Here is a 20,285-nt window from a genome sequence, read left to right as displayed (position 1 = left end):
AGGCGGCGGGCGATCTGGATCGCGCCATCCCTCTGCTGGAGGTCACCCTCGCCCAGTTCGAGCAGATCCTGGGCGACACCCACCCCAATACCCTGGCTAGCCGTAACAACCTCGCCAGCACCTATCAGGCGGCGGGCGATCTGGATCGCGCCATCCCTCTGCTGGAGTTCACCCTCGCCCAGTGCGAGCAGATCCTGGGCGACACCCACCCCAACACCCTGATCAGCCGCAACAACCTCGCCAACGCCTGCCGGGTGGCGGGCGATCTGGATCGCGCCATTCCTCTGCTGGAGTTCACCCTCGCCCAGTTCGAGCAGATCCTGGGCGACACCCACCCCAACACCCTGACCAGCCGCAGCAGCCTTGCAAGCGCCTATCAGGCGGCGGGCGATCTAGATCGCGCCATCCCCCTGCATGTGGCCACCCTCGCCCAACGCAAGCAGATCCTGGGCGACACCCACCCCGACACCCTGATCAGCCGCAACCACCTCGCCAGGATCCGTAAGGTCGCCCAGGCCGTACAGCAACGAGATACCGCAACCCCTGCGACCGCCTCCAGCCGACAACCTCCTCCAGAAGCAGCCAAGCGACCTGTATGACTGGTACTGCCCGATCCGCATAGAGCTACGGATCAGAAGGTTGCTGACATCCACGACTGACATCAACGACACCGGACGAAGGCGTACATCAGCGCGTCTGTCCGGCCGTCGCATCAGTCGCCGAGCGCAGCCAGGCCCCGCTCGGATCGAACTCCTTAAAGCGGGTGTCGCAGGTTCGAATCCTCCCCGCCGTAGTAGCGCCCCCAGCGCGCCGACCTCCCATGCTCGACCTGATAGAGACGGTGCCAGACTGCTGGGGATCGGCAGGTCTGGCATGGGGGTGTGCTGAAACCGCTGTGGACGGTTTGCGCGTTTTGGTCTTACGAGTGCCTGCCGTTTTCTACGCTAGTCGTTTCACAGCCGTACGATTTGGGGATCAAGTGAGCGCGGAAATCGTGAAGCTGGTCGAGCAGGCGGGACCGTATCTGACTACCGCTGTCGGCGCGTACGGCGTGGCTGTGTTCACCCGGATGGAAAGAGCGGCCGCGGACGCCACAGCAAACCTGGGTCGGCGGATTTTGCAGGCAGTGTGGCGCCGCCGTGACGACCAGGGGCGGGCGGAACTGGAGGTCGCCGTCCAAGACGTAGCCGTAGCACCGGACGATGGGGACGCGGCGGCTGCTCTGCGTCAGCACATCAAGCGTGCTCTGCGTGATGATGCCGAGCTGCTGGCGGAGCTGGCCCGCATGCTGCCTGCGGCCGGTGAGACGGTGCATGTGACAGCGTCGGGTGAGCGATCCATTGCCGCCAAGACGATCGGGACGGCCGTCACCGGGGACAACACGACGGTCAACCCATGACGGACAGCGCGATGCCCCAGGGAGGTGGTCCGCAGGCAACGGGGCTGCGGTCCATGGCGGTGGGTGGCGATGTAGGCGTAGCAATCACCGGCGACGGTACCCAGGTGGTGATGCTGCCAGCCGAGGCCGTGGGCTGGGCGAAGGAGGCGGAAGCGCCACCAGGGGCCGGGAACCTACCCAATTCGGCATCCGGCGTGTTCGTCGGACGGGAAAGCGAACTCACCGAACTGCGCAGCCTCCTGGCCTCAGAGGGCGAGGCTGCCGTCACCCAGATGTCCGGGACGCGGGCCATCCACGGGCTGGGCGGTATCGGCAAGAGCACACTCGCCCTTCACTACGCCCATACTCACAGGCGCACGTACACACTGGTGTGGTGGATCAACGCCGCGAGCACCGAGCAGATCATCGCCAGCCTAGCCAGCCTCGCCACACGACTGTGCCCGCAGTGGGCCACCACCACAGGCGTACATGAGCGTGCAGCGTGGGCGATCCTTTGGCTGCAATGGCATCCCGGCTGGCTGCTCGTCTTCGATAATGTCGAACGCCCCGACGACCTGCGCCATTACCTCGGCACCCTCCCTGACGGGCATCACCTGGCCACCAGCCGCACCGCGACTGGATGGCACGCCATCGCTCCCACCATGTCCCTAGGCCTGCTCGCCCCCGAAGCAGCCGTCGCCCTGCTATGCACCCTCGCCCTGGGAGAAAGTCACACTCCCACGCCGACACAGCGCCAGGACGCCGCAGCCCTTGCAGCCGATCTTGGCCACCTTCCCCTGGCACTCGAACAAGCCGGCGCCTACATCTTCGAGACCGGCACCTCGCTGGCCGGCTACCGGGAGATGCTGAGCGATGTAATGGACACGGCTGCGGGAGGAATCGATCCCGAACGCACCATCGCCCGTGTCTGGCACCACACTCTGATCGCTATCAAACAACGCAACCCGCAGGCCATCACCCTCCTCAACGCCATGGCCTGGCTGGCACCCGACGACATCCCCCGCAGCCTGCTCGCCCCGCTCTGCCCCGATCCGCGCGCCCTCGGCGAGGCTTTGGGTGCTCTGCACGCGTACAACATGATCTCCCACAGCACCGACCGCCAGGCCCTCAGCGTCCACCGCCTAGTGCAAACCGTATTGCGTAACGCCGGGTCGCAGGATGGCCCGCCGCATGGGAGACGTGAGGCCGAACATGTAGTAGGCCACCTCCTATACGCAGATGGTGCCGACGAGGCGGCGCCTTTAGAGCAGTGGCGGCAGCTAATCGAGCATGTGATTGCTCTCGCTTCCAGCACTCCAGCTGGCTACGCTACCGAGCAACCTCCCGATTTCTACCAACCTGTCATCGCACATCTACATGAGCAGTGTCAGGACGCGCGCGCCATCCCTCTTCATGAGGCTACGCTTGCCCGATGTGAAGAGGTTCTAGGCGACACCGACCCCTACACTCTGGCTAGTCGCGGAAATCTTGCCTGCGCCTATCACGTAGCTGGGCAACTTCGTCGCGCAATCAGCCTGCATGAAAAAACCCTTACTCAACGAGAGCAAGTCCTGGGAGAAACCCATCCCTCGACCCTAGCCAATCGCAATGGCCTCGCCTACGCCTACTCTGCGGTGGGAGATTGGGGGCGAGCTATTTCTTTGTTCGAGGTCACCTTATCTCAGCGAAAAGAAGCACTAGGTGCCGAGCACTCCTCTACTCTGACCAGCCAAAACAACCTAGCCTACGCTTACGAGTCAGTAGGGGATCTAGGGCGGGCCATCCCCTTGTTTGAGGATTCAGTGGCTAAGCACGAGAAGATCCTTGGTTATGCGCACCCCCAGACGCTCTATAGTCTTAATAACCTTGCGCATGCGTATGAGTCAAAGGGGGATCTGAAACGTGCCATATCCCTCTACGAGATCACTTTGGCGAATCGCGAGCGAATCTTGGGCGCCACCCACCCTCACACCTTGCAAACTCGGAACAACCTCGCCCACGCATATCAAGGGTCGGGAAGTTTCGCGCAGGCCATCCCCTTGTTTGAGACCACCTTGGCTCAGCGTGCACAAGTCCTGGGAGATATTCACCCCGACACCCTGATCAGCAAAAATAACCTCGCCTTCGCTTACAAGGAGGCAGGGGATTATGATCGGTCCATCCCTCTCCTAGAGAGCACCATCACCCAATGGGTACAGGTCTTGGGAGAAACCCATCCTGACACCCTAAACGGCCGCAACAACCTGGCCACTGCTTACGAGTCAGTGGGAGACATGGAGCGGGCCATCCCTCTGTACGAGGCGACACTCGCTCAACGTGCGGAGGTCCTGGGAGATACTCATCCCGACACCCTGATCAGCCGCAACAACCTCGCCAGCGCGTACTTCGAAGGCGGCGACCTGACTCGAGCCATCCCGTTGTTTGAGACAGTCGTTGCCCAAAGTGAGCAGGTTTTGGGAAACATGCATCCATATACCCTGCTCAGCCGTAGCAACCTCGCAAGCGCTTACGAGTCAGCGGGAGACCTAGAGCGGGCCGTCCCTCTGTTTGAAACCGCCCTCGTTCAACGCGAGCAAGTCCTCGGGGAGACCCACCCGCACACACTGACTACGCGCAACAACCTGGCCAGCGCCTACTTCAAGGCCGGCCAGCGGGACCGGGCAACCGTTTTGTATGAGGTCACCGTCGCTCAATGTGAACAGGTGTTGGGCAACACTCACCCCGACACTTTGATCAGCCGCAGCAACCTCGCCCACGCACGCCACGCAACCCAGGGAGGACAGCAAGGAGGCACGGTACCGCCTACGAGCAAAGCCGATCGCCAGCGCCCTCACGCGACCGGCTGAGGAGAACCGTGGCCTCGCTGAGTGTCTAACTGCGTGACAACACCGACGCACACCGGCGAACAAGCGCGGACGCCTTCGGACCATCCACCCAGGTGAGAGGAACCATGTCCCGAGGCACCGCCCCCAACCAAGTTGCTTCGGGACGAAGAGGTCATCGCGCAAGGCGCCACCCATGCGCTTCCGCCGTCGGGGCTTGCTCTGGTCGACGGCCGGACAGCGTGGCTCAGGCCGGCAGGGGTACAGGGAGGCACACGCGCGCCTGCACGGTCGGCTGACCCGCCATCGTGGCTGACTGTCGTCGGCTGAGGCTCAGACGCTCCGGGGTCCAGCTTCGCCAAGGGACGTTCGAGGCGAAGGGACCGTGCCATTCGCGTGCCAGATCCTGCGGGGAACCACGGGGAACAGCGGGGACTGGCCCCAGAGGCGACCAGGGCTCCAGCACCACTCCGCCGCAGGTCAGCGCAGCAACCGCCGCCAAGAAACCCGAGCTTCCCAAGCTGATGCTCGGCAGCGTGCCCCCGCGCGCTCCAGCTCGAACCGGTTCCTTAACAAGCGAATGGAACGCCGTGCCGCGAGATGCTGGCATGGGTCTAGGAAACCGGATCAATACTCACGGCCGAGCAGCGGCATACGAGCCGCTTAGCTTCCACACGCTCCACCCACTGTTTGCAAGAATCACAGTGAACCTGCTCGTAAAGTTCGAGAACAGAGTAGCCAAACGACTCGGCTTCCGCCCATGACACACCTTCGGCCCACTCGTTATAGTGCGCTCCCGCCGCATTGCGTAGATGAACCCATGTATCCACTCTCGTCAAGAGTGCAGTACTTGATGTGCGCTTCAGCTCCTTCATTATTCCCGGCCACATATCAGCGAGGGTGTAGGCATCTCCGCGCTTACGCTTGACACTAATCGGTATTGTCCAACTAAGACGATCACAGATCTGTTCAAGAAGTCGTCCCGCGACGCCACAAACCATGAATGGGTCCGACGAGTCCAGAGCAGACCATAGTGAATTCGCAGGATCCAGTGCAGCCGACAGGACGTGCGGGCCACCACCGAAGTCCCACTGCCTAATCTCAATTTCAACTACAGGGTGACCAGTGCGCTGAAATATATCCCGAAGCTGGTTACGCCAAAGCCGGTCATGAACCGTAATCAATAGCTGCCACTCTTTAAACTCCTTGACCACCAGTTCCATCAGCGCAACCCTGATATTTGAATCGACGCTCTGTAGAACATCGTCGAGAATTAGCACCCTCGCTTGCCCTTGTCCTCCGGCTGCACGAGCTACCGCCAGGAAGTACAAGACGGCAATCAAATCTTGATACCCCTCGCTGAAGACCTTTTCCGGTGTCGTGGTGACATGACCTTCAAGCACTACGCGAATTTCCAAAGAGACGTCACTAAGGCGCCCAAATATCGGCTCGACACGCTGTACGTAAGGAGCGCCTGTTACAGACAGAAAAGCAGACGTCAGCCAGTCGCCGACTCCACTAAGCAGAGCCTGCATTGCAAGCAAGCGCTCAGTTGTGGCCGTACTCGGAAGTCGGAGCCGTTTGGCCCGTTGGTTCAGCTGCTGCACTCTTTCCTTATGCCTATTAACTTCGTCAACTAGCTCTTGAGTTGCGCGAGGCAGAGAAACCTTAATCCTGTCTACCACGGGCAGTCTCTTATAGACATCCACCGCGATCATCTCTGCTATATCGATCGCATCTCGCGGCGGAGGATCGACTCCGACCAGTTCGGCAAGACTGACCGCCGCCTCCCGCATCAATCGCTTCGCCTCATGGCGCTCGTCTACAACAGCTTGCTGCTCAGTTGTAAGAGATGACACTGAAGAGACATCGTCACCCAAAGCGTGATCGACAAAAATTGATCCACGCTTGATGGCCGGGGTGTCAAGAAAACGTAGGATGTCAGCCCGCTTTAAGCTCATCGGAATACGCGAAAAGGCTTTAGGGACTCTATCCCCGAACAGTTGCGCTCCCTTATCGCCGAACGTTGCCCAACGCCGCACTGAGGAACCGTCCGAAAGATCTACTTCAACTGAGCATTTTGTGCCACCGGAGGCGAGGTTGGCGAGAGACGGTGCCGAGTTTAAGCGTACAGACTTGTTGCGACCTACCGCCTTTTGGCAGGCCCATTCAATGGCATCAACTATGGACGACTTTCCCGACCCGTTGTCTCCGAAAATAAGACTCGAACTCGGCTTTCCGCTGGAATGCAGGAACGAAACTTCGAGCTTTCCTGGAACTCCTCGAAAGCTCTCTGCGGTCACTTGCGAAACACGGACCTTGGAAAAATCACTTCCTCGCTCCGCTTTGTTTCTTGTCATGCGCCCCCCAGCGCTCAGCCTCGACGGACCACCCACACAGAATGTATAGCTCCGTCTCGCCGCGCGCTATTGATTGGCCACTGTCACAGCCCCCCGGCTGGCCAGCTCATCAGACCGCGATTGGCCTTGCCCACGGGGTGCGGGCAGCCGCCGTTGAGGAGTCCCGTACGCGTGGGTGGTCGCCTCCGCCGTCACGTCCGGGCTGCGGCGCTGGGGCGCCGGTCCCGGCCGGGCGGTCGGAGGCGACCACCCTGCACGAGATGTTCAGCGACATGCCGAAACCCTGTGCGCCGGTTGCCGTGGCTGAGGCAGCCGGTACACAGGGCCGGGGTCCGATCCACTGCGGGAGGGGAGTCTCTGTACGTCGTCCGCAGCGGACCGGAGTTGTGGGCGGCAGGTGTCAGGCCGCCGGAGTGTCCAGGTGTCCGTGTTCCTCCGGCACCCTGGCCGCGCAGTCCGGCATCTCCGCGGCTAGTCCCGAGGCGATCAGCTCCGCCAGCAGTGCCGCCGCCTCTGGCCGGATCGAGCCGAGGCGCACCAGGCCGTCACCGAAAACGTTCACGTCAGCGCTGAGGCCGGGGAAGTCCGATTCCAGGCCGAGCGCGGACAGTTGTCGCGCCAGCGCTTCAGCGCCGCGCCGAGCGCGAATCCAGCCACGTACGTAGGGCACGTCGGGCGCCAAGTTCTCGGCCCGCTTCGCTACCACTCCTCGCCGGTCCGTCACGTCTTCCAACCTCTCAGCTCTTGCGTAAGTCGCTCGGTTCGCCGCACGCACCATCCGCGCCGTCCGGTCCCGGTTGGCATGACAGTGCGCGTTTCAGCAGATCCGCCAGTCGCTCCGCCGTCTCCGGCGAAATGCGCCCGAGTTCAATCAGCCCGTGGCCGAAGGCGTTCAAGTCCGCCCGCAGATACGGGAAGTCCTTCGCCAGTCCCGCCGCCGTCAGCACATCGCGCAGCGCGCTTGTGGCTCCTCGGGCGGCGTACCACCCCTCACTCTCCAGGGGCGACCAGTGGGCAACGTCGTGGCGTTCTTCGCCCTCACCGTTCATCGGCCGTCGTCCCCTCCAGCGCATCCGCCGCTGCTGCCGCCGGATTCGGGTACTGCTCGCCGTAGTGGTCAACCCGTGCCAGCAAGTCAGCAGCGGCCACGAACATGAACGCCAGAGCGACCGGACGCAGCGGGTCGGCCTCCGGGCGACGTACCGGGGCGCGAAGCCACTGGCAGCGGTCGCCGGACATGGGCATGGGGCCGGGAACGACGACGAACGCGTCCTGACTCAGGTACTTGTACGGGGGCGGGTTGTCGCTCGCCCTGTCCAGGAAGCGGATGAAGCGGTCACGCAACTGGGAGCTGAGGAAGAAGCCGACCCGCCGGGCCGCGTGGTCAACCATGACCGGGCCGAGCGGCATTTCCCGGCGTACAAGTTGGTCGAAGGTCTCCAGGCCAGTGCGGTAGTCGACCGCCACCACGTCGAAGAGACGCCCCGTCGGCAGCAAGCAGGGTGCGCGAGGGTCGTCCGCCCAGTGTGCCCTGCACATCTCCGGGTCGTCAGCAGCAGCGGACAGCCACTCGACGCCCCGCCTCGTCATCCTCTGCACGTCATCTCACCTCAGTATGGCCGCGCCGACAGCCTCTCTGCCGCCGCGGTTCCAGACTCGGCCTAGGGCCTCTGACCTGGGCAGATGACGAGTGGTGACAGGAGATGACGTCGCCGGTATGCGTGCGTCATCCCCCGTCACCTACCGGTCATCAGAAGGGAATTCGACTACAGCGCGTGCCCGGCGACCACCGACGCGTACATTCATCTGTGGGACTGCCTTGCCGCACGGCGCACGAGTGGGAAGGAAGGGGCGCGTTTCCGATGCAGTCGATCGGTGTCCGCTTACGTGAAGCTCGTACCGCCCGGGGCTGGAGTCAGCCCCGCCTCGTACGGGAGCTGCGCCAGATAGCCGCCCGACGTGGGCACCAGCTCCCGGCGGACGCCAGCGTGAAGCGGCGCATCGCGAGTTGGGAGAACGGCCACAGCGTTCCGGATGAGTTCTACGGGCCGCTTCTCGCCGAGGCCTTCCGAACCGGCGCCGCGGAACTGGGGCTGAACCATTCCGGCGGGGAGGACTTGGTCTTGCTGGAGGCCGGCTACCCGGCCAGTCCTGATGCCGCGATCGAGACCGTCGGACGGTTGTGGCGTGCCGATCTCAACGGCTACGAGCCGTTGTTCGAGGCCGAACCGTCTGAACCTGCTTGGAACGAGGCATCCTTACGGTGGCTCGTTGCCCCCGAGCCCTCGTTCCCATCCCCACGGCGCGATGACGGCCCGCACGTCGGTCTCGCCGATGTGGCGACGATCAAAACGACCGCCGACCTATTCGCGCAGCTCGACGACCGGTTCGGAGGGGAACACGCACGGCTCGCCGTGATCCAGTACCTCAGCCGCGATGTCACCCCGCTGCTGAACGGCCGGTACACGGAAGCGGTCGGCCGCGCCCTGTTCTCCACCGTAGCTGAGGCAACGCTCCTCGCCGGATGGATGTCGTACGACACCTGCCATCACGGCCTCGCGCAGCGGTACTTCCTCCAGGCTCTCCGGCTCGCCCAGGACGCCAACGATCGCCGTCTCGCCGGGAGCGTTCTGTCCGCCATGAGTCACCAGGCCACGTTCCTAGGCCGCTACACGGAAGGCGCCACGCTCGCCCGAGCGGCGCTCATGGGCATCTCGCCGGTGGCCACACCGACCCTCCGCGCGCAGTTCCATGCCATGGAGGCCCGCGCCCTGGCCCGTACTGGAGACACCCGCGCGTGCGAACTCGCACTCGCAGCAGCGACACAGGCTCTGGAGAGTCGGAACAGCGACGACGAGCCCGAGTGGATCAGCTACTTCGACGAGGTGGAACTCGCCGCGGAAGCCGCCCACTGCTTCCGTGACGTCAACAGCGCCCGTCAATCCGTCACGCACGCGTCGAACGCCATGAGCGGCAACCACGTCCGAAGTGATTTCTTCGCGACGATGGTTCTCGCCGACGCCCACTTTCGCGCGGGTGATCTGGAAGAGGCCTGCCACGTGGCGCTTGACGCACTGGATCTGGGCGAACAGCTCAAGTCGGCGCGTTGCGTGAGCTATCTCGCGGAGTTCCGCCAACATCTCTCACGCGCCGAAGACAACAACGTCGTACGGGATTTCCAGGATCAAGCCCGAGAACACCGGTTGTGGGTCGCTGCCAGCTCACCCGACGAACGCTGACGCAGCGTCAGAAAGGTCGCCACTCCTTGCGACCGAGACCGGTACGCAACGACCGCACACGCCGCTTGAACTCCTCCGCGGACCTCTCACTCGTGCCGACCTGGTGCCCGATCCAGACGACCATCATCAACTCGCGCAGATCGGCGAGCACTTCGTAGCCCGGCCAGTTCAGCAGGTCGAAGCCATAGCGATGGACAAACTCCTCGTACTGCGCCCGCGAGTGCCAGCCGTACCGCTCGTAGAAGATGGCAGTCAGGATCAGGTCCCACTCACGCGGGGCCAGCGCGAAGCCGTCGAGGTCGATCAGAACGGCGTGACCGTCCCGGTGACGGAGCACATTGCCTATGTTCGCGTCCCCGTGGATCATGCCGAAGGGAAGCACGAAGTCGAGCCGGTCATAGTCCTTGTTGAGCTTCCCGGCTCGTTCCTCCAGGAACGTGCGGTCTTCCTGCGTGACGCCGTCCATCTGCCCCAGCGATGCCCAGAGCTTCGCGAAGGGATCGAAGTACGGAAGCCTCAGGGCCTCAGGCTCTTCGAGCCAGTGCAGCCGACGGAGCAGATCGGCCAGCTCCCCCCACCGTCCCGTACTCCTCGTGCTCCTGCACGCTCTCCCAGAACGTCACGACCCGGCCGCCGACCATCAGAGGTTGCGTGACTCCGGCCGGCACCCGGGTCGCCGGAAGGTCCTCCGCCTCCAGCCACCGCGCGACCCGTACGGCCCGTTCCATCTCCTCCAGGGCATCGTGGTCGCGAGCCACCCGCACGATGACCGGCGAGGCCGATAAGCGGTACACGGCGTTGGAGCCGAGTCGCAGCAACTCGGCGCCATCCGGGTCCAGTTCAGCCGTCCTGCACGCCTCGCGTAGGACCGCCTCCAGGCTGTCCGCCGTGAACTCCCTGCCGCCGTCCTGGCCCCCGCCGCTGCCCGAGATCATGTCTTCGACCATACGGCGCTGCCCTGCCGCTCGACAGGCCGCCCACGTAATAGGGACGTAATGACCTTGCTCTGCGGACCCCTCGTCGGCCGCTGCCCCGCAGGTCAGGCCGCTGGAAGGCTCACGGCCTCACCCGGGCTCCGGAGCCGTATGCGCCGGTTCGAAGGCTGCACGTACGCGACTCGGTCCGAGATTCCGGGCTTGGCTAGGGGTCGAGCGGGTCGCGCCGGACCACGGTCGACGACTGAGTACAGCTGGCGAACCCGCAGGCACGTAGGACGTGGCCAGGTCCTGATTGAGGCTCAGGTTGTTCTACATCTCCGAGACTCGCCGCGGTGCAGTCTAGTAATTTTGAGCGTGCCATGAGATAGCGAGCTCAGGCGCCCACCGGGGGTGACCGGCTGCCCTAAGGAGCCGATGTGGCCGACGAAGCGTTCAGCATCGACAAGCGCCCGCTGCGCGATCTGCTGCAGCAGGTTGAGGTCGGCAAGGCCCAACTGCCTGAGTTCCAGAGGGGCTGGGTGTGGCCCTATCCGAACATTGCCAGCCTTCTAGCGTCGATCTCGCTGAGCTATCCCGTCGGCACCGTCATGTTGCTCAGGGCGGGTGGCGACGTTCGGTTCAAGTATCGGCCGATAGAAGGGGCCACCCCGGTTGGCGAGCCTGAGCCTGACACGCTCGTGCTCGACGGACAGCAGCGGCTAACGTCGCTGTTCCAGGCCCTGAAGTTGAAGGGCCCGGTGGTCACACAGGACTTGCGCAAGCAGCAAGTGTTTGGCTGGTTTTACGTCGATATGGTCCAGGCACTCGACGAGAACGGCGACCGCGAGGACGCCATCCGTTTTGTGCCTGAATCACGCAAAGTGCTCAACTTCCGGGGCCAAGTCATCGAGGACTACTCGACTCCCGAGCGCGAGTACCAAGCACATCTCTTCCCGCTCCAGGCGGTCTTCGACGGCGGCGACTGGGGTTATGAGTTCACCGACTACTGGGACGGCGACAAGGACAAGCGGAGGCTGTGGCGCGAATTCAACGAGGCGTTCGTCCGCCCCTTCGATCGCTACCACGTGCCGGTCATCGAACTAGGGCAGGCGACCCCGCGCCAAGCCGTGTGCCAGGTGTTCGAGAAGGTCAACACCGGCGGTGTCACCCTGACCGTCTTCGAGCTGCTGACGGCCACTTACGCGGCGGACGAGTTCGATCTACGCAACCACTGGGAGCAAGAGTGCCGTTCTGCCTGGAAGGCACCTGAGTACCGCATCCTTCGCGAGGTCTCCAATACCGACTTCCTCCAGGCGGTGACCCTGCTGGCCACGGCCGAGCGGCGCCGACACGAGGCCGACCGGGGGATGGAGGAAGAGCGTCTGCCGCGCATCGGCTGCAAGCGCAAGGACATGCTCGCCCTTTCGCTGGAGGACTACGTACGCTTCGCGCCATCGGTCATCGCCGGATTCAAGGCGGCGGCGAAGTTCCTGCACCAGCAGTACGTCTTCGATACGAAGTTCCTGCCTTACGGAACCCAGTTGATACCACTCGCCGCGATCCTGGCTCTGGCCGGGGACGCCGCGCAGAGCGCCGGAGCCCAGCATAAGCTCGCCCGCTGGTACTGGTGCGGTGTGTTCGGGGAGCTCTACGGCGGATCGACCGAGACCCGGTTCAGCCAAGACCTGCCGGACGTCGTCGACTGGATCCGCGGGGATACGGTCGAGCCCCGGACCGTCACCGCCGCCCAATTCGCCCCCGGACGTCTGCTGACCCTCCGTACTCGCAACAGCGCTGCCTACAAGGGCATTTACGCTTTGCTACTCAAGGCTGGGGCCGTGGACTGGCGCACCGGGGAGAAGGCTGAAGTCACCGGGTACTTCGACGAGTCCATCGACATCCACCACATCTTCCCCAAGGCGTGGTGCGACAAGGCGGGATACCAACCCTCTGACTACAACTCGATTATCAACAAGACGCCATTGACCGCCCGTACCAATCGAATCATCGGAGGTGCGGCCCCCTCCGACTACCTCAGTCGTCTAATCAAGGTCGCGGAAACCCCTCACGAAGGCGTGGCCGAGCGCATCCGCTCCCACCTGGCCCAACCGGAACTGATGGCTACCGACGACTTCGATGGGTTCTTCACCGCTCGAAGGACTGCGCTGCTCGGCGGCATCTCGGCCGCAATGGGCAAGGCAATCCTGGATGACGAATCGACTGCCAATGCTCCCGGAATCAGCCTCGACGTGGCGGACGACACCGACGATCTGTGATCCCTACTTCCGTGGGTCCATAGCCGGATCGGCGGCCGGTGGAGCGGATCCATGTCGGCCCCGTAGTCGAATACGTGTTGAAGGCCGGAGGCAGCAAAGGTAGCGCAGCGCTATGTACCAGGTCAGACCAGGGATGGCGCTGCAGGCGGCAGGCGCTTTCTAAGCCCCCGTTCACTCGCTGCGTCGTGATCTACCGATGGATGCGTACGTGTGGCCCAGTGGCGCGGAAGTGCCGACCGCAGACGCGGTCCGACGGAGCTAGGCGGCCGCCGTCGCGACTCTGCCCGTGGGGCCCGAAGCACCGGAAAGGTCATCGGTCACCAGCCCTTTGGCGCTTTCATACGTATAGACGGCGTGCCGAACGCCGTGGCCCTGGCCGAGATAACAGCCATGCCGCAGGCCGCTGGATTCCTCCGGGGTAAGCGACCAGCAGTCGGCCTGGGGCTGGGCGTCGTACGATGCGTGCGTCCGCCAGAGAGGGGCTTTGACGGGGAACAGCGGGGGCGCTGCTACGCACTCCGGGGTCGACTTCCAGCAGCGCATCGCAGCTCTCGCCATGAGCCACATGCTGTGCTCGCGCCTGCCACCTCCGGCTGCTACCCGAAGAATGCACCTCAGGAGGCCCGCCCGGTTCCGCTGCTCGGCGACCCCTTGCCCGGCATCCCGGTCCGAGGCCGCAACGCCCAAGGCCGGGCCGACGCCTGCTGGCTGCCCATCGCCAGAGGGCTCACCCCGCATGGCCTACGCCACTCCCACCGCACGCACATGGAGGACCTCGGCACCGAGAAGGTGCTGATGGACGAGCGCATGGGCCACATCGACGGCTCGGTCTCGGCGCGCTACGCCCACGTGACCCCTGGCATGCGTGAGCGTCTCAAGGTCGGCTTGACCGAGCAGTGGGAAGCAGCGCTCGACGTCCGCCGGAGCCTGCACCCGCGCTCGCCGGTCGCTGTACTCGATCGGCTGCTACGCGCTCGTGCCACGACGGCCAGTCCGAGCGGAGGAGCTGCGCATTGACCGACGCTCGTGAGTGCGCGCTCTCAGAGATTGACCGACGCTCGTGAGTGCGCGCTCTCAGAGGTCGACTGGCGACACGTCGTCGCCGAGCCGGGGGTGGACCCGCGTCAGCAGCCGCTCCTCCAGGACGGTCGCGTAGATGGCGGCTTGCGTGGCGGCGGGGTGGCTCGGCGGCCAGATCCCGCGGCGGAAGACGCAGCGACGGCCACGGAAGAGCACCACGGCGGTGGCGGCGACGACCACGTTGTCCGCGGCATCGGATACGGCTTCGCCGGTGAGTGACTCGAACTCGCCGCCCCGTCGGTCGCAAAGATCCAGGACAGCCTGGCGGGCGGACCGCAGGAACACGTCCGTATATTCCTGCGGCCCGCCCCAACCGGCGTGGTCGTCAGTCACCGCAGTTGTGCATCGCGCTGTCGGCGGAAGCCAGGACGACCTCACCGCCACCGGCGGGAAGGACGAGGTGGACGCCGTTGACCTTGAGGCCGGCATCGGCGCCGGTCGAGGGCAGCTGTTCGTTCACGATGAGCCGACCACCTCCGACGAGCGGGATCTCCGTATTCGGATCACCCGACACCGTAACCGGAACTCCCGCGATCTTCAGGGTGAGCGTGGTGCTGCCCGTGGTCCTGCCGCATTCGCTGCTGGAGACTGCGGTGAGCCCGGACACCTCGATGACCGGCACACCGGGTAGTCCGATGCGGGCCTGCGCAACCGTCGAGGTCGCCGTGACCTTGCCGGGGGCGAGCGTCGTGGTGACCTTGGGGCACAGCTTCTGCACCGACAGCAGCGGCGAGCTGTACTCGGCCGAGCACGGGGTGTCGGTTGCGCTCGCGTCCGCCGTACGGACGGTCCCGGTGTCGGGCTGCGGCTCGATCTCCAGGAGCGGTACGCCGATGAGAGCGACGTGCGCCGAGAGGCCGTAGGCGCGGCCCGTCGCGTACTGGAGCTTCAGCTGTGCGGAGGTCTCGGAGGCCAGGTAGCCGGCGTCACCTGCGAAGGACGCACGCAGCGGGACGGTGGCGGAGTCGGTCAGCGGCTGGTCCACCGACGCGACGGTGCAGGTAGCGGTCCCGGTGTTGCCCGTCGTTCCGGTGCATGACTGTTGGTCTTCACCGGCGCCGAGGACGAAGCGCACACTGCGCCCCGGCAACGCATCTCCGTGGAAGTCGGTGAGCTTGGCGGCCAGCTGGGCCGGAGTGCCGTTGGCGAGGTGCGTCACGCCGGTGTAGTCGAGTGTGGTCGGTGAGGTCAGACCCAGTTCGGCGGACGTGCTGGACGGGTTGTAGTCGTCGTCGCCGCCGAAGGTGACGGCTACGGGCACCGCGTTCGACGTTCCCTGTGGCTGGTCGACCGAGGCGATCGTGCAACTGGCCGTGCCCGACGCCGTGGTGGTGCCGGTGCACGTCTGCTGTGTGGCTCCGGTGCCCAGCGCGAACCGCACGGCACGGCCGTCGGCTGGCGTCCCGAAGACGTTGGTGAGCTTCGCCGAGAGGCGGGCCGGGGATCCGTTCACCGCGCTGTCGGTACCGGTGTAGGTCAGGGCGGTGTCTACCTTGTGTGGCTGCTCGGGACCGGGGCAGTCGGCGGCCTGGAAGCAGGGCAGGAAGTAGTAGGCGGTGATGATCCCGAACGGCCTGCCGTCGCCCGAGCGCGGATCATTGTGGGTGACGTACACGACGACGAGGCTGGCGTCCGTGTTGGTGCAGATCACCCGGTTGTCCGGGGCGGGGACGCAGAAGCCCTCGGTGCCGACGGTCTCCTGGATGTCGTCGTGGTCGGGCACCACACCGTGTTCCAGGATGTGCCGCCTGCCGAAGCCGTCCACGGGAGGGTTGCACTGAGGTGTCTTGCAGTCGTTCTGTCCTTCACGCAACGGGATGTCGTTGCCCGCCGTCCCCCGGAAGGTGTCGACGACGGTCCAGTCGATCATGTTCGGATTCGGGTCACCGGGATCGGCGGATGCGGTGGCGGGCGCTAAGAGCGCACCTAACAGCCCCAGCAACAGGGTGAGTACGGCGGATGACAGACGTCGGTGTGCCCGGCCGCGCGCCGGGGCACGCGTGAGTGTGCGCCGGGGGTCATGAAGAACCGGCACGGAATCCCCTCCTTGTGACCGGCCGTCCCATGACGGTCCGGCGTCCCCGCGACATCCTGACCGCCACGGGGACACCACCTTGCCGCCAAGTAAGGGACATGACAAATAGTTGTCGCGCGACGGCGAGTCCTGTCAGCGCGGGGTAGCCGTTACGTGCGTTTGGAGGTCAGTGATCAGGCTCCTCATCCACCGCGGAATCCCTGATCGGCCACAGCGGCGCAGCCTTCCCGGTGGTGCGTGGTCTATCGACGGTGCGCCAGCTTCAACGCCGTGTGTCCGATGACCGCGGGCATGGCTGAAGTCGTTCGGCGGGGACGATCTGGTCAGTCGTGCGCCCTGCCCTGTCCATCGCTGATCGTCTTAAGATCACTACTCTGCGTACGAGGGAGCGTGGCATGGCGGCTGGTGGATCGGCGTCGCGGCGGGCGCAGGAGGCGCGGCGGCAGGAGCGGCTGCTCAGGGAGCAGTGGCAGGCGGCCCGGCAGCAGGCTGGCCGTTGGGAAGCCGCCAGCGAGGGCGAACGCAGGGTCGCCGCCCAGCTGTTGGTTCTGACGGCTCGCGGGTGGCGGTTACTGGTTGACCGCAGGTGGCCGGGTACGCGGGTGGCCAACGTGGACATGTTGTTGGTCGGTCCCGGTGGTGTGTTCGTCGTCGGCGTCAAGAACTGGCGCTCCGCGCCAGAGACTTCGGGGGGAAAGCTCCGCGCTGGCGGTGAGCCCCGCGATGAGGACGCGGCCAAGCTCCTGGCTGTGACGAAGGTGGCCGAGTCGGCGGTGGCGTCCTTGGGGATGTCCCCGGTCGCGCTCCAACCCCTCATGGTTTTCGCGGGGCACCGCGTCGATGCTGGGCTGGGCAGGATCCGGCTACTGGGGGAGCATGAGGTCGGGCCAGTTCTGCTGTCGGAGCGCAGTCGACTTCGCGCCGAATCCGTACGTGCCATCGCCGATCACCTGGAGCGGGTCTTCCCCGAGTACGAGGGATCGTCCGCAACACCGACGGCACCGTCCCCGCTTCGGGCACAGCCCCAAGGAGAGCTGTCCGACGGCTTGTTCGACCTTGACGGACTGCGCGAGGCGGCTCTGGAAGAAGCGCTGCAGGCCCCGATCGAACAGTGGATGACCTTCCTCCACCCCGACCAGGTAGCTCTGGTACGCCGCAACTGGGCAGGCCCCGCACGGATCAGCGGCCCGGCAGGCACTGGCAAGACCGTCGTCGGCCTGCACCGCGCGGCCTACCTCGCCCAGCGCACCACCGGACGGCTCCTGTACGTAACCTTCGCCAACAACCTTCCGCGGGTGCAGGCCACCTTCCTCAAGACCATGTCTCCCGCAGTGGCCGACAGGGTCGACTTCCGTAGCCTGCACTCCTGGGCCCAGGAGTTCTTACACGACAGCGGTGTGCCGGTCCGGTTGCACGGAGACAAGGCCCAGACCGCCTTTAGCCTCGCTTGGAAGCACGTCGGCAGGGACAGCGCCCTGACTGAGATCGACCCGGCCCCGGGATACTGGAAGGAGGAGATCGACCACGTCATCAAGGGTCGCGGCATCACGTCCTTCGAGGAATACGCCACGGTGCCCCGCCGGCGCCGTCGCGCGAGTTTGCGACGTCCGCATCGGCAGGCCGTCTGGGCTCTGTACGAGGCGTACGAAGCGCTCCGCATCGAGCGCGGCGTGCACGACTTCAACGACCTGCTCTCGCTCGCCCTGGCAGAAGCGCGGCGCAGTACGGCACAACACCGTTACGCGGCAGTGATCGTCGACGAGGTCCAGGACCTGACTTTGGTCGGAGTACGGCTCCTACACGCTCTCGTAGGCGATGCGCCCAACGGACTGCTGCTGGTCGGTGACGGCCAACAGGCCGTCTACCCCGGTGGTTTCCGCCTGTCCGACGCCGACATCGACATTCGCGGTGACCGCGGGCAAGTGCTGCGCACCAACTACCGCAACAGCAAGGAGATTCTCGACACGGCGCTCGCGGTCGTCGCCGGGGACTCCTTTGAGGATATTGACGGGCTGCGCACGCCAGGCCGCCGGGACGTCGACCTCACGTATCACGATGGCCAGGTGATCCGTGTCTCGAAGCCGACACCGGCCGAGCACGACCAGGCCCTCCTGGAAGCCCTGCGCGACCTGCCGCCCGAAGACCGCGCCGACACCGCGGTTCTGTGCCCGTCCATGCGCGCCATCGGCCACTACCATCGGCTCCTCGAACGGGCAGGCATCCCCGTATGCCTGCTGGAGCACTACGACGGTCGCCCCATCGACGCCGTCAAACTCGGCAGCTACCGCCGAGCCAAGGGGTTGGAGTTCAAGCGCGTCTACCTCCCCGAGCACGACGCGACCTTGGTGAACGGCTCCCGCACACCCGACGCGGAAGCCTCGGAAACCGAACGCGAGCGCAACGAGCTGGCCCGCAGCCAACTCTTCGTGGCCATGACCCGAGCGCGTGACGTGCTGTGGCTGGGGTGTGTGGACCGGCAGCCAGAGGGGTGATGACGGACAGGACTTGTGGTCCAGTTCGCGCACACCGAATCCCGGTTGCGATTCAGGGGCGGGCCCCTGGTGATCACGCTGCCGCGGTTTGTGGCTTGAAGCCAAGGACTTCTGCTGCCGATCGGGCGGTGCTTGGGGTGGCTGTGGCGCGGGGGCGCACGGACACGGACTCGTATCCGTCCAATTCAATGAGGTCGCCCGAGGGCCTGCTCTTCACCTGATGCGCTCTTCACAATCTGCTGGCTTTACATTCAGTAAGAGTGTGATGCCGGGATGGGCAAGGCTTCGGCGTAGTCGGATGGCGTCCGATTTGTGGCTAAGCGAGGTCGACTTCGGCAAGATCGAAAACCTTCGCATCGCGCCATGCCGCGGGAGGGGGCGGCGGCATCCTGCCATGGTGCGAAACCGCCGCCCGCCCTCCGACCCAGCCCTTGCTTCACCTATCGAGATTCGATAGATTCCCATCGTAGCTCGATGGAAGGATGGGCCATGGGAAAGCTGACAGTGCGTGCGCTGCGTGCCGTGCTCGTGGTGGTGCTCACCGGCACCGTGTTCGTACAGGCATTGATGGTGTGGGCGTTGGTCAGCGGGAGTGACCCGGAGGACGGGTCGCTCCCGCTGACACCGCTGCGCGTGATCACGATCCTGGGCATCGGGACGGCCCAGGTCGCCCTGGTCTGTGTATGGCGACTGGTAACGATGGTGCGACGCGGAACCGTGTTCTCCCACGCCGCCTTCCGGTACGTGGACGTCATCATCGGCGCGATCGTTACGGCTGCTCTCGTGTGGTTCGCGGTCACGGCCCTGAATGCGCCCGGCCAGCGGGAGGACCCGGGCGTCACCCTCATCATGGGCGGGATTGGCGTGGCCATCCTGGGAGTCGCGCTCATCGTGCTCGTGCTGCGGATGCTGCTCGCCCAGGCCGTCGCCCGCGACGTCGAAGCGGCGCAGATGCAGGCCGAGTTGGACGAGGTGATCTGATGCCGATCGCCGTCGACATCGACGTGATGCTGGCCAGGCGGAAGATGTCCGTGGGCGAGCTCGCAGACCGCGTAGGGATCACGCCCGCCAACCTGGCGGTACTCAAGAACGGCCGCGCCAAGGCGGTGCGCTTTGCGACGCTCGCCGCGCTCTGCGAGGTGCTCAAGTGCCAGCCAGGCGACCTGCTTCGCTGGGAGGCCGAGGACACCGCGGGCGAATGAACCGTGCCTGCCGACGCGTCATCGCCGATTCCGCTTGCCTTTGACCAACTCCGCGAGCATCCCGGGGCCGTACCCGGGGAGATCCCGGGCCTGCTGGAGCGTCTGGCCGAGGTGCCCGACCCTCGCGATCCGCGCGGCGTACGGCACGCTCTGGTCGTCATGCTTGCGCTGACCGCGTGTGACGTTCGCCGAGGACGCCTCCCAGCTGCGAACCGGCTCCGCACCCCGCGCCATGGCGACCTGGCGCAACCTCGCCATCGGCGCCCTTCGCCTCGCCGGGAAGAGCAGCATCGCCGCCGGCCTCCGGCGCAACGCCCGCGACGCCAGCCGACCTCTCGCCCTCCTCGGACTCACATGATCACGAAACGGACATCACGCGACTACGCCGAAGCCCTGCCGGGATGGGGCCTGGCGCATTCGAGAGCAGGGTGCGGCCGTGAGGTCCACACAGGTGCCGTCGGCCGCTTTGACCGTCAGGCGGCGG

Annotated in this window: 17 protein-coding genes and 1 pseudogene; 10 read left to right on the top strand and 8 right to left on the bottom strand. The window is 65.0% G+C overall.

Annotation, left to right across the window (positions count from 1 at the left end; translation table 11 throughout):
• The 3 genes from ACFY0T_RS03200 to ACFY0T_RS03190 all read left to right on the top strand — a co-directional run.
• Positions 1-599: tetratricopeptide repeat protein (locus ACFY0T_RS03200; RefSeq protein ID WP_388864278.1), on the top strand; the 599-nt coding region annotated here is incomplete at its 5' end.
• Positions 600-979: 380 nt separating this feature from the next.
• Positions 980-1,399, top strand: coding sequence for a hypothetical protein (locus tag ACFY0T_RS03195; RefSeq protein ID WP_388864277.1), 420 nt, complete (start codon positions 980-982; stop codon positions 1,397-1,399).
• 53 nt (positions 1,400-1,452) lie between these two features.
• Positions 1,453-4,224 carry a tetratricopeptide repeat protein gene (locus ACFY0T_RS03190; RefSeq protein ID WP_388864276.1) on the top strand — a complete coding sequence of 924 codons (2,772 nt, stop codon included), beginning with the start codon at positions 1,453-1,455 and terminating at the stop codon, positions 4,222-4,224.
• 590 nt (positions 4,225-4,814) lie between these two features.
• On the opposite strand, the gene ACFY0T_RS03185 is transcribed toward ACFY0T_RS03190, so the two are convergent.
• The 4 genes from ACFY0T_RS03185 to ACFY0T_RS03170 all read right to left on the bottom strand — a co-directional run bounded on the left by ACFY0T_RS03185 (position 4,815) and on the right by ACFY0T_RS03170 (position 8,150).
• Positions 4,815-6,560, bottom strand: a complete 1,746-nt coding sequence (locus ACFY0T_RS03185) for an AAA family ATPase (RefSeq protein ID WP_388864275.1) — start codon at positions 6,558-6,560, stop codon at positions 4,815-4,817.
• A 400-nt stretch (positions 6,561-6,960) separates the two neighbouring features.
• Positions 6,961-7,284, bottom strand: coding sequence for a hypothetical protein (locus tag ACFY0T_RS03180; protein ID WP_388864274.1), 324 nt, complete (start codon positions 7,282-7,284; stop codon positions 6,961-6,963).
• Positions 7,285-7,297: 13 nt separating this feature from the next.
• Complete coding sequence (locus ACFY0T_RS03175; protein WP_388864273.1) at positions 7,298-7,609, bottom strand: hypothetical protein; 312 nt, start codon at positions 7,607-7,609, stop codon at positions 7,298-7,300.
• Positions 7,599-8,150: a bifunctional DNA primase/polymerase gene (locus ACFY0T_RS03170; protein ID WP_388864718.1), complete on the bottom strand. Its 552-nt coding sequence runs from the start codon at positions 8,148-8,150 to the stop codon at positions 7,599-7,601. Before ACFY0T_RS03170 ends, ACFY0T_RS03175 begins: the two co-directional genes overlap by 11 nt.
• Before the next feature lie 398 nt (positions 8,151-8,548).
• On the opposite strand from ACFY0T_RS03170, the gene ACFY0T_RS03165 reads away from it, so the two are divergent.
• Positions 8,549-9,799 (top strand): hypothetical protein, encoded by a 1,251-nt coding sequence (locus ACFY0T_RS03165; RefSeq protein ID WP_388864272.1) that lies wholly within the window; start codon positions 8,549-8,551, stop codon positions 9,797-9,799.
• A 7-nt stretch (positions 9,800-9,806) separates the two neighbouring features.
• Here the strand turns inward: ACFY0T_RS03165 and ACFY0T_RS03160 are convergent, their stop codons facing one another.
• Positions 9,807-10,346: a phosphotransferase family protein gene (locus ACFY0T_RS03160; RefSeq protein ID WP_388864716.1), complete on the bottom strand. Its 540-nt coding sequence runs from the start codon at positions 10,344-10,346 to the stop codon at positions 9,807-9,809.
• Positions 10,324-10,734 (bottom strand): hypothetical protein, encoded by a 411-nt coding sequence (locus ACFY0T_RS03155; protein ID WP_388864271.1) that lies wholly within the window; start codon positions 10,732-10,734, stop codon positions 10,324-10,326. Before ACFY0T_RS03155 ends, ACFY0T_RS03160 begins: the two co-directional genes overlap by 23 nt.
• Before the next feature lie 419 nt (positions 10,735-11,153).
• Between ACFY0T_RS03155 and ACFY0T_RS03150 the strand changes: the two genes are divergently transcribed.
• The gene (locus ACFY0T_RS03150; protein ID WP_388864270.1) at positions 11,154-12,992 is read left to right on the top strand and encodes a DUF262 domain-containing protein; all 1,839 of its coding nucleotides are present in this window, start codon (positions 11,154-11,156) and stop codon (positions 12,990-12,992) included.
• A 570-nt stretch (positions 12,993-13,562) separates the two neighbouring features.
• A pseudogene (locus ACFY0T_RS03145) lies at positions 13,563-14,009 on the top strand (LacI family transcriptional regulator); the annotation flags it as partial.
• Positions 14,010-14,066: 57 nt separating this feature from the next.
• Here the strand turns inward: ACFY0T_RS03145 and ACFY0T_RS03140 are convergent.
• Together ACFY0T_RS03140 and ACFY0T_RS03135 are read right to left on the bottom strand one after the other, a co-directional pair.
• The gene (locus ACFY0T_RS03140) at positions 14,067-14,405 is read right to left on the bottom strand and encodes a hypothetical protein (protein ID WP_388864269.1); all 339 of its coding nucleotides are present in this window, start codon (positions 14,403-14,405) and stop codon (positions 14,067-14,069) included.
• Positions 14,398-15,942, bottom strand: a complete 1,545-nt coding sequence (locus tag ACFY0T_RS03135) for a choice-of-anchor P family protein (protein ID WP_388864268.1) — start codon at positions 15,940-15,942, stop codon at positions 14,398-14,400. The genes ACFY0T_RS03140 and ACFY0T_RS03135 overlap by 8 nt, the downstream gene beginning before the upstream one ends.
• 560 nt (positions 15,943-16,502) lie before the next feature.
• Here ACFY0T_RS03135 and ACFY0T_RS03130 point away from each other — a divergent pair.
• The 4 genes from ACFY0T_RS03130 (at position 16,503) to ACFY0T_RS03115 (ending at position 20,159) form a co-directional block, all read left to right on the top strand.
• Positions 16,503-18,599, top strand: coding sequence for a UvrD-helicase domain-containing protein (locus tag ACFY0T_RS03130; protein ID WP_388864267.1), 2,097 nt, complete (start codon positions 16,503-16,505; stop codon positions 18,597-18,599).
• 489 nt (positions 18,600-19,088) lie between these two features.
• A complete protein-coding gene (locus tag ACFY0T_RS03125) occupies positions 19,089-19,580 on the top strand; it encodes a DUF2975 domain-containing protein (RefSeq protein ID WP_388864266.1) in 492 nt (163 codons plus the stop codon).
• On the top strand, positions 19,580-19,801 hold the full coding sequence (locus ACFY0T_RS03120) for a helix-turn-helix transcriptional regulator (RefSeq protein WP_054237256.1): 222 nt from the start codon (positions 19,580-19,582) through the stop codon (positions 19,799-19,801). The genes ACFY0T_RS03125 and ACFY0T_RS03120 overlap by 1 nt, the downstream gene beginning before the upstream one ends.
• Positions 19,802-19,979: 178 nt before the next feature.
• Positions 19,980-20,159: a hypothetical protein gene (locus ACFY0T_RS03115; RefSeq protein WP_388864265.1), complete on the top strand. Its 180-nt coding sequence runs from the start codon at positions 19,980-19,982 to the stop codon at positions 20,157-20,159.
• Positions 20,160-20,285 lie beyond the last annotated feature (126 nt).

It is taken from the genome of Streptomyces sp. NPDC001530 (assembly GCF_042894545.1).
Taxonomy (GTDB): Bacteria; Actinomycetota; Actinomycetes; order Streptomycetales; family Streptomycetaceae; genus Streptomyces.
The sequence above is the reverse complement of the archived record's forward strand: the minus strand, read 5'-3'. Positions and strand labels throughout refer to the sequence as shown.

What these genes read in the sequence shown, in the direction of transcription:
- ACFY0T_RS03130 (WP_388864267.1), top strand. Translation starts at nt 16,503, where the DNA reads ATGGCGGCTGGTGGATCGGCGTCGCGGCGGGCGCAGGAGGCGCGGCGG.
- ACFY0T_RS03120 (WP_054237256.1), top strand. Translation starts at nt 19,580, where the DNA reads ATGCCGATCGCCGTCGACATCGACGTGATGCTGGCCAGGCGGAAGATG.
- ACFY0T_RS03185 (WP_388864275.1), bottom strand. Translation starts at nt 6,560, where the DNA reads ATGACAAGAAACAAAGCGGAGCGAGGAAGTGATTTTTCCAAGGTCCGT.
- ACFY0T_RS03135 (WP_388864268.1), bottom strand. Translation starts at nt 15,942, where the DNA reads ATGATCGACTGGACCGTCGTCGACACCTTCCGGGGGACGGCGGGCAAC.
- ACFY0T_RS03190 (WP_388864276.1), top strand. Translation starts at nt 1,453, where the DNA reads ATGGCGGTGGGTGGCGATGTAGGCGTAGCAATCACCGGCGACGGTACC.
- ACFY0T_RS03125 (WP_388864266.1), top strand. Translation starts at nt 19,089, where the DNA reads ATGGGAAAGCTGACAGTGCGTGCGCTGCGTGCCGTGCTCGTGGTGGTG.
- ACFY0T_RS03175 (WP_388864273.1), bottom strand. Translation starts at nt 7,609, where the DNA reads ATGAACGGTGAGGGCGAAGAACGCCACGACGTTGCCCACTGGTCGCCC.
- ACFY0T_RS03155 (WP_388864271.1), bottom strand. Translation starts at nt 10,734, where the DNA reads ATGATCTCGGGCAGCGGCGGGGGCCAGGACGGCGGCAGGGAGTTCACG.
- ACFY0T_RS03170 (WP_388864718.1), bottom strand. Translation starts at nt 8,150, where the DNA reads ATGACGAGGCGGGGCGTCGAGTGGCTGTCCGCTGCTGCTGACGACCCG.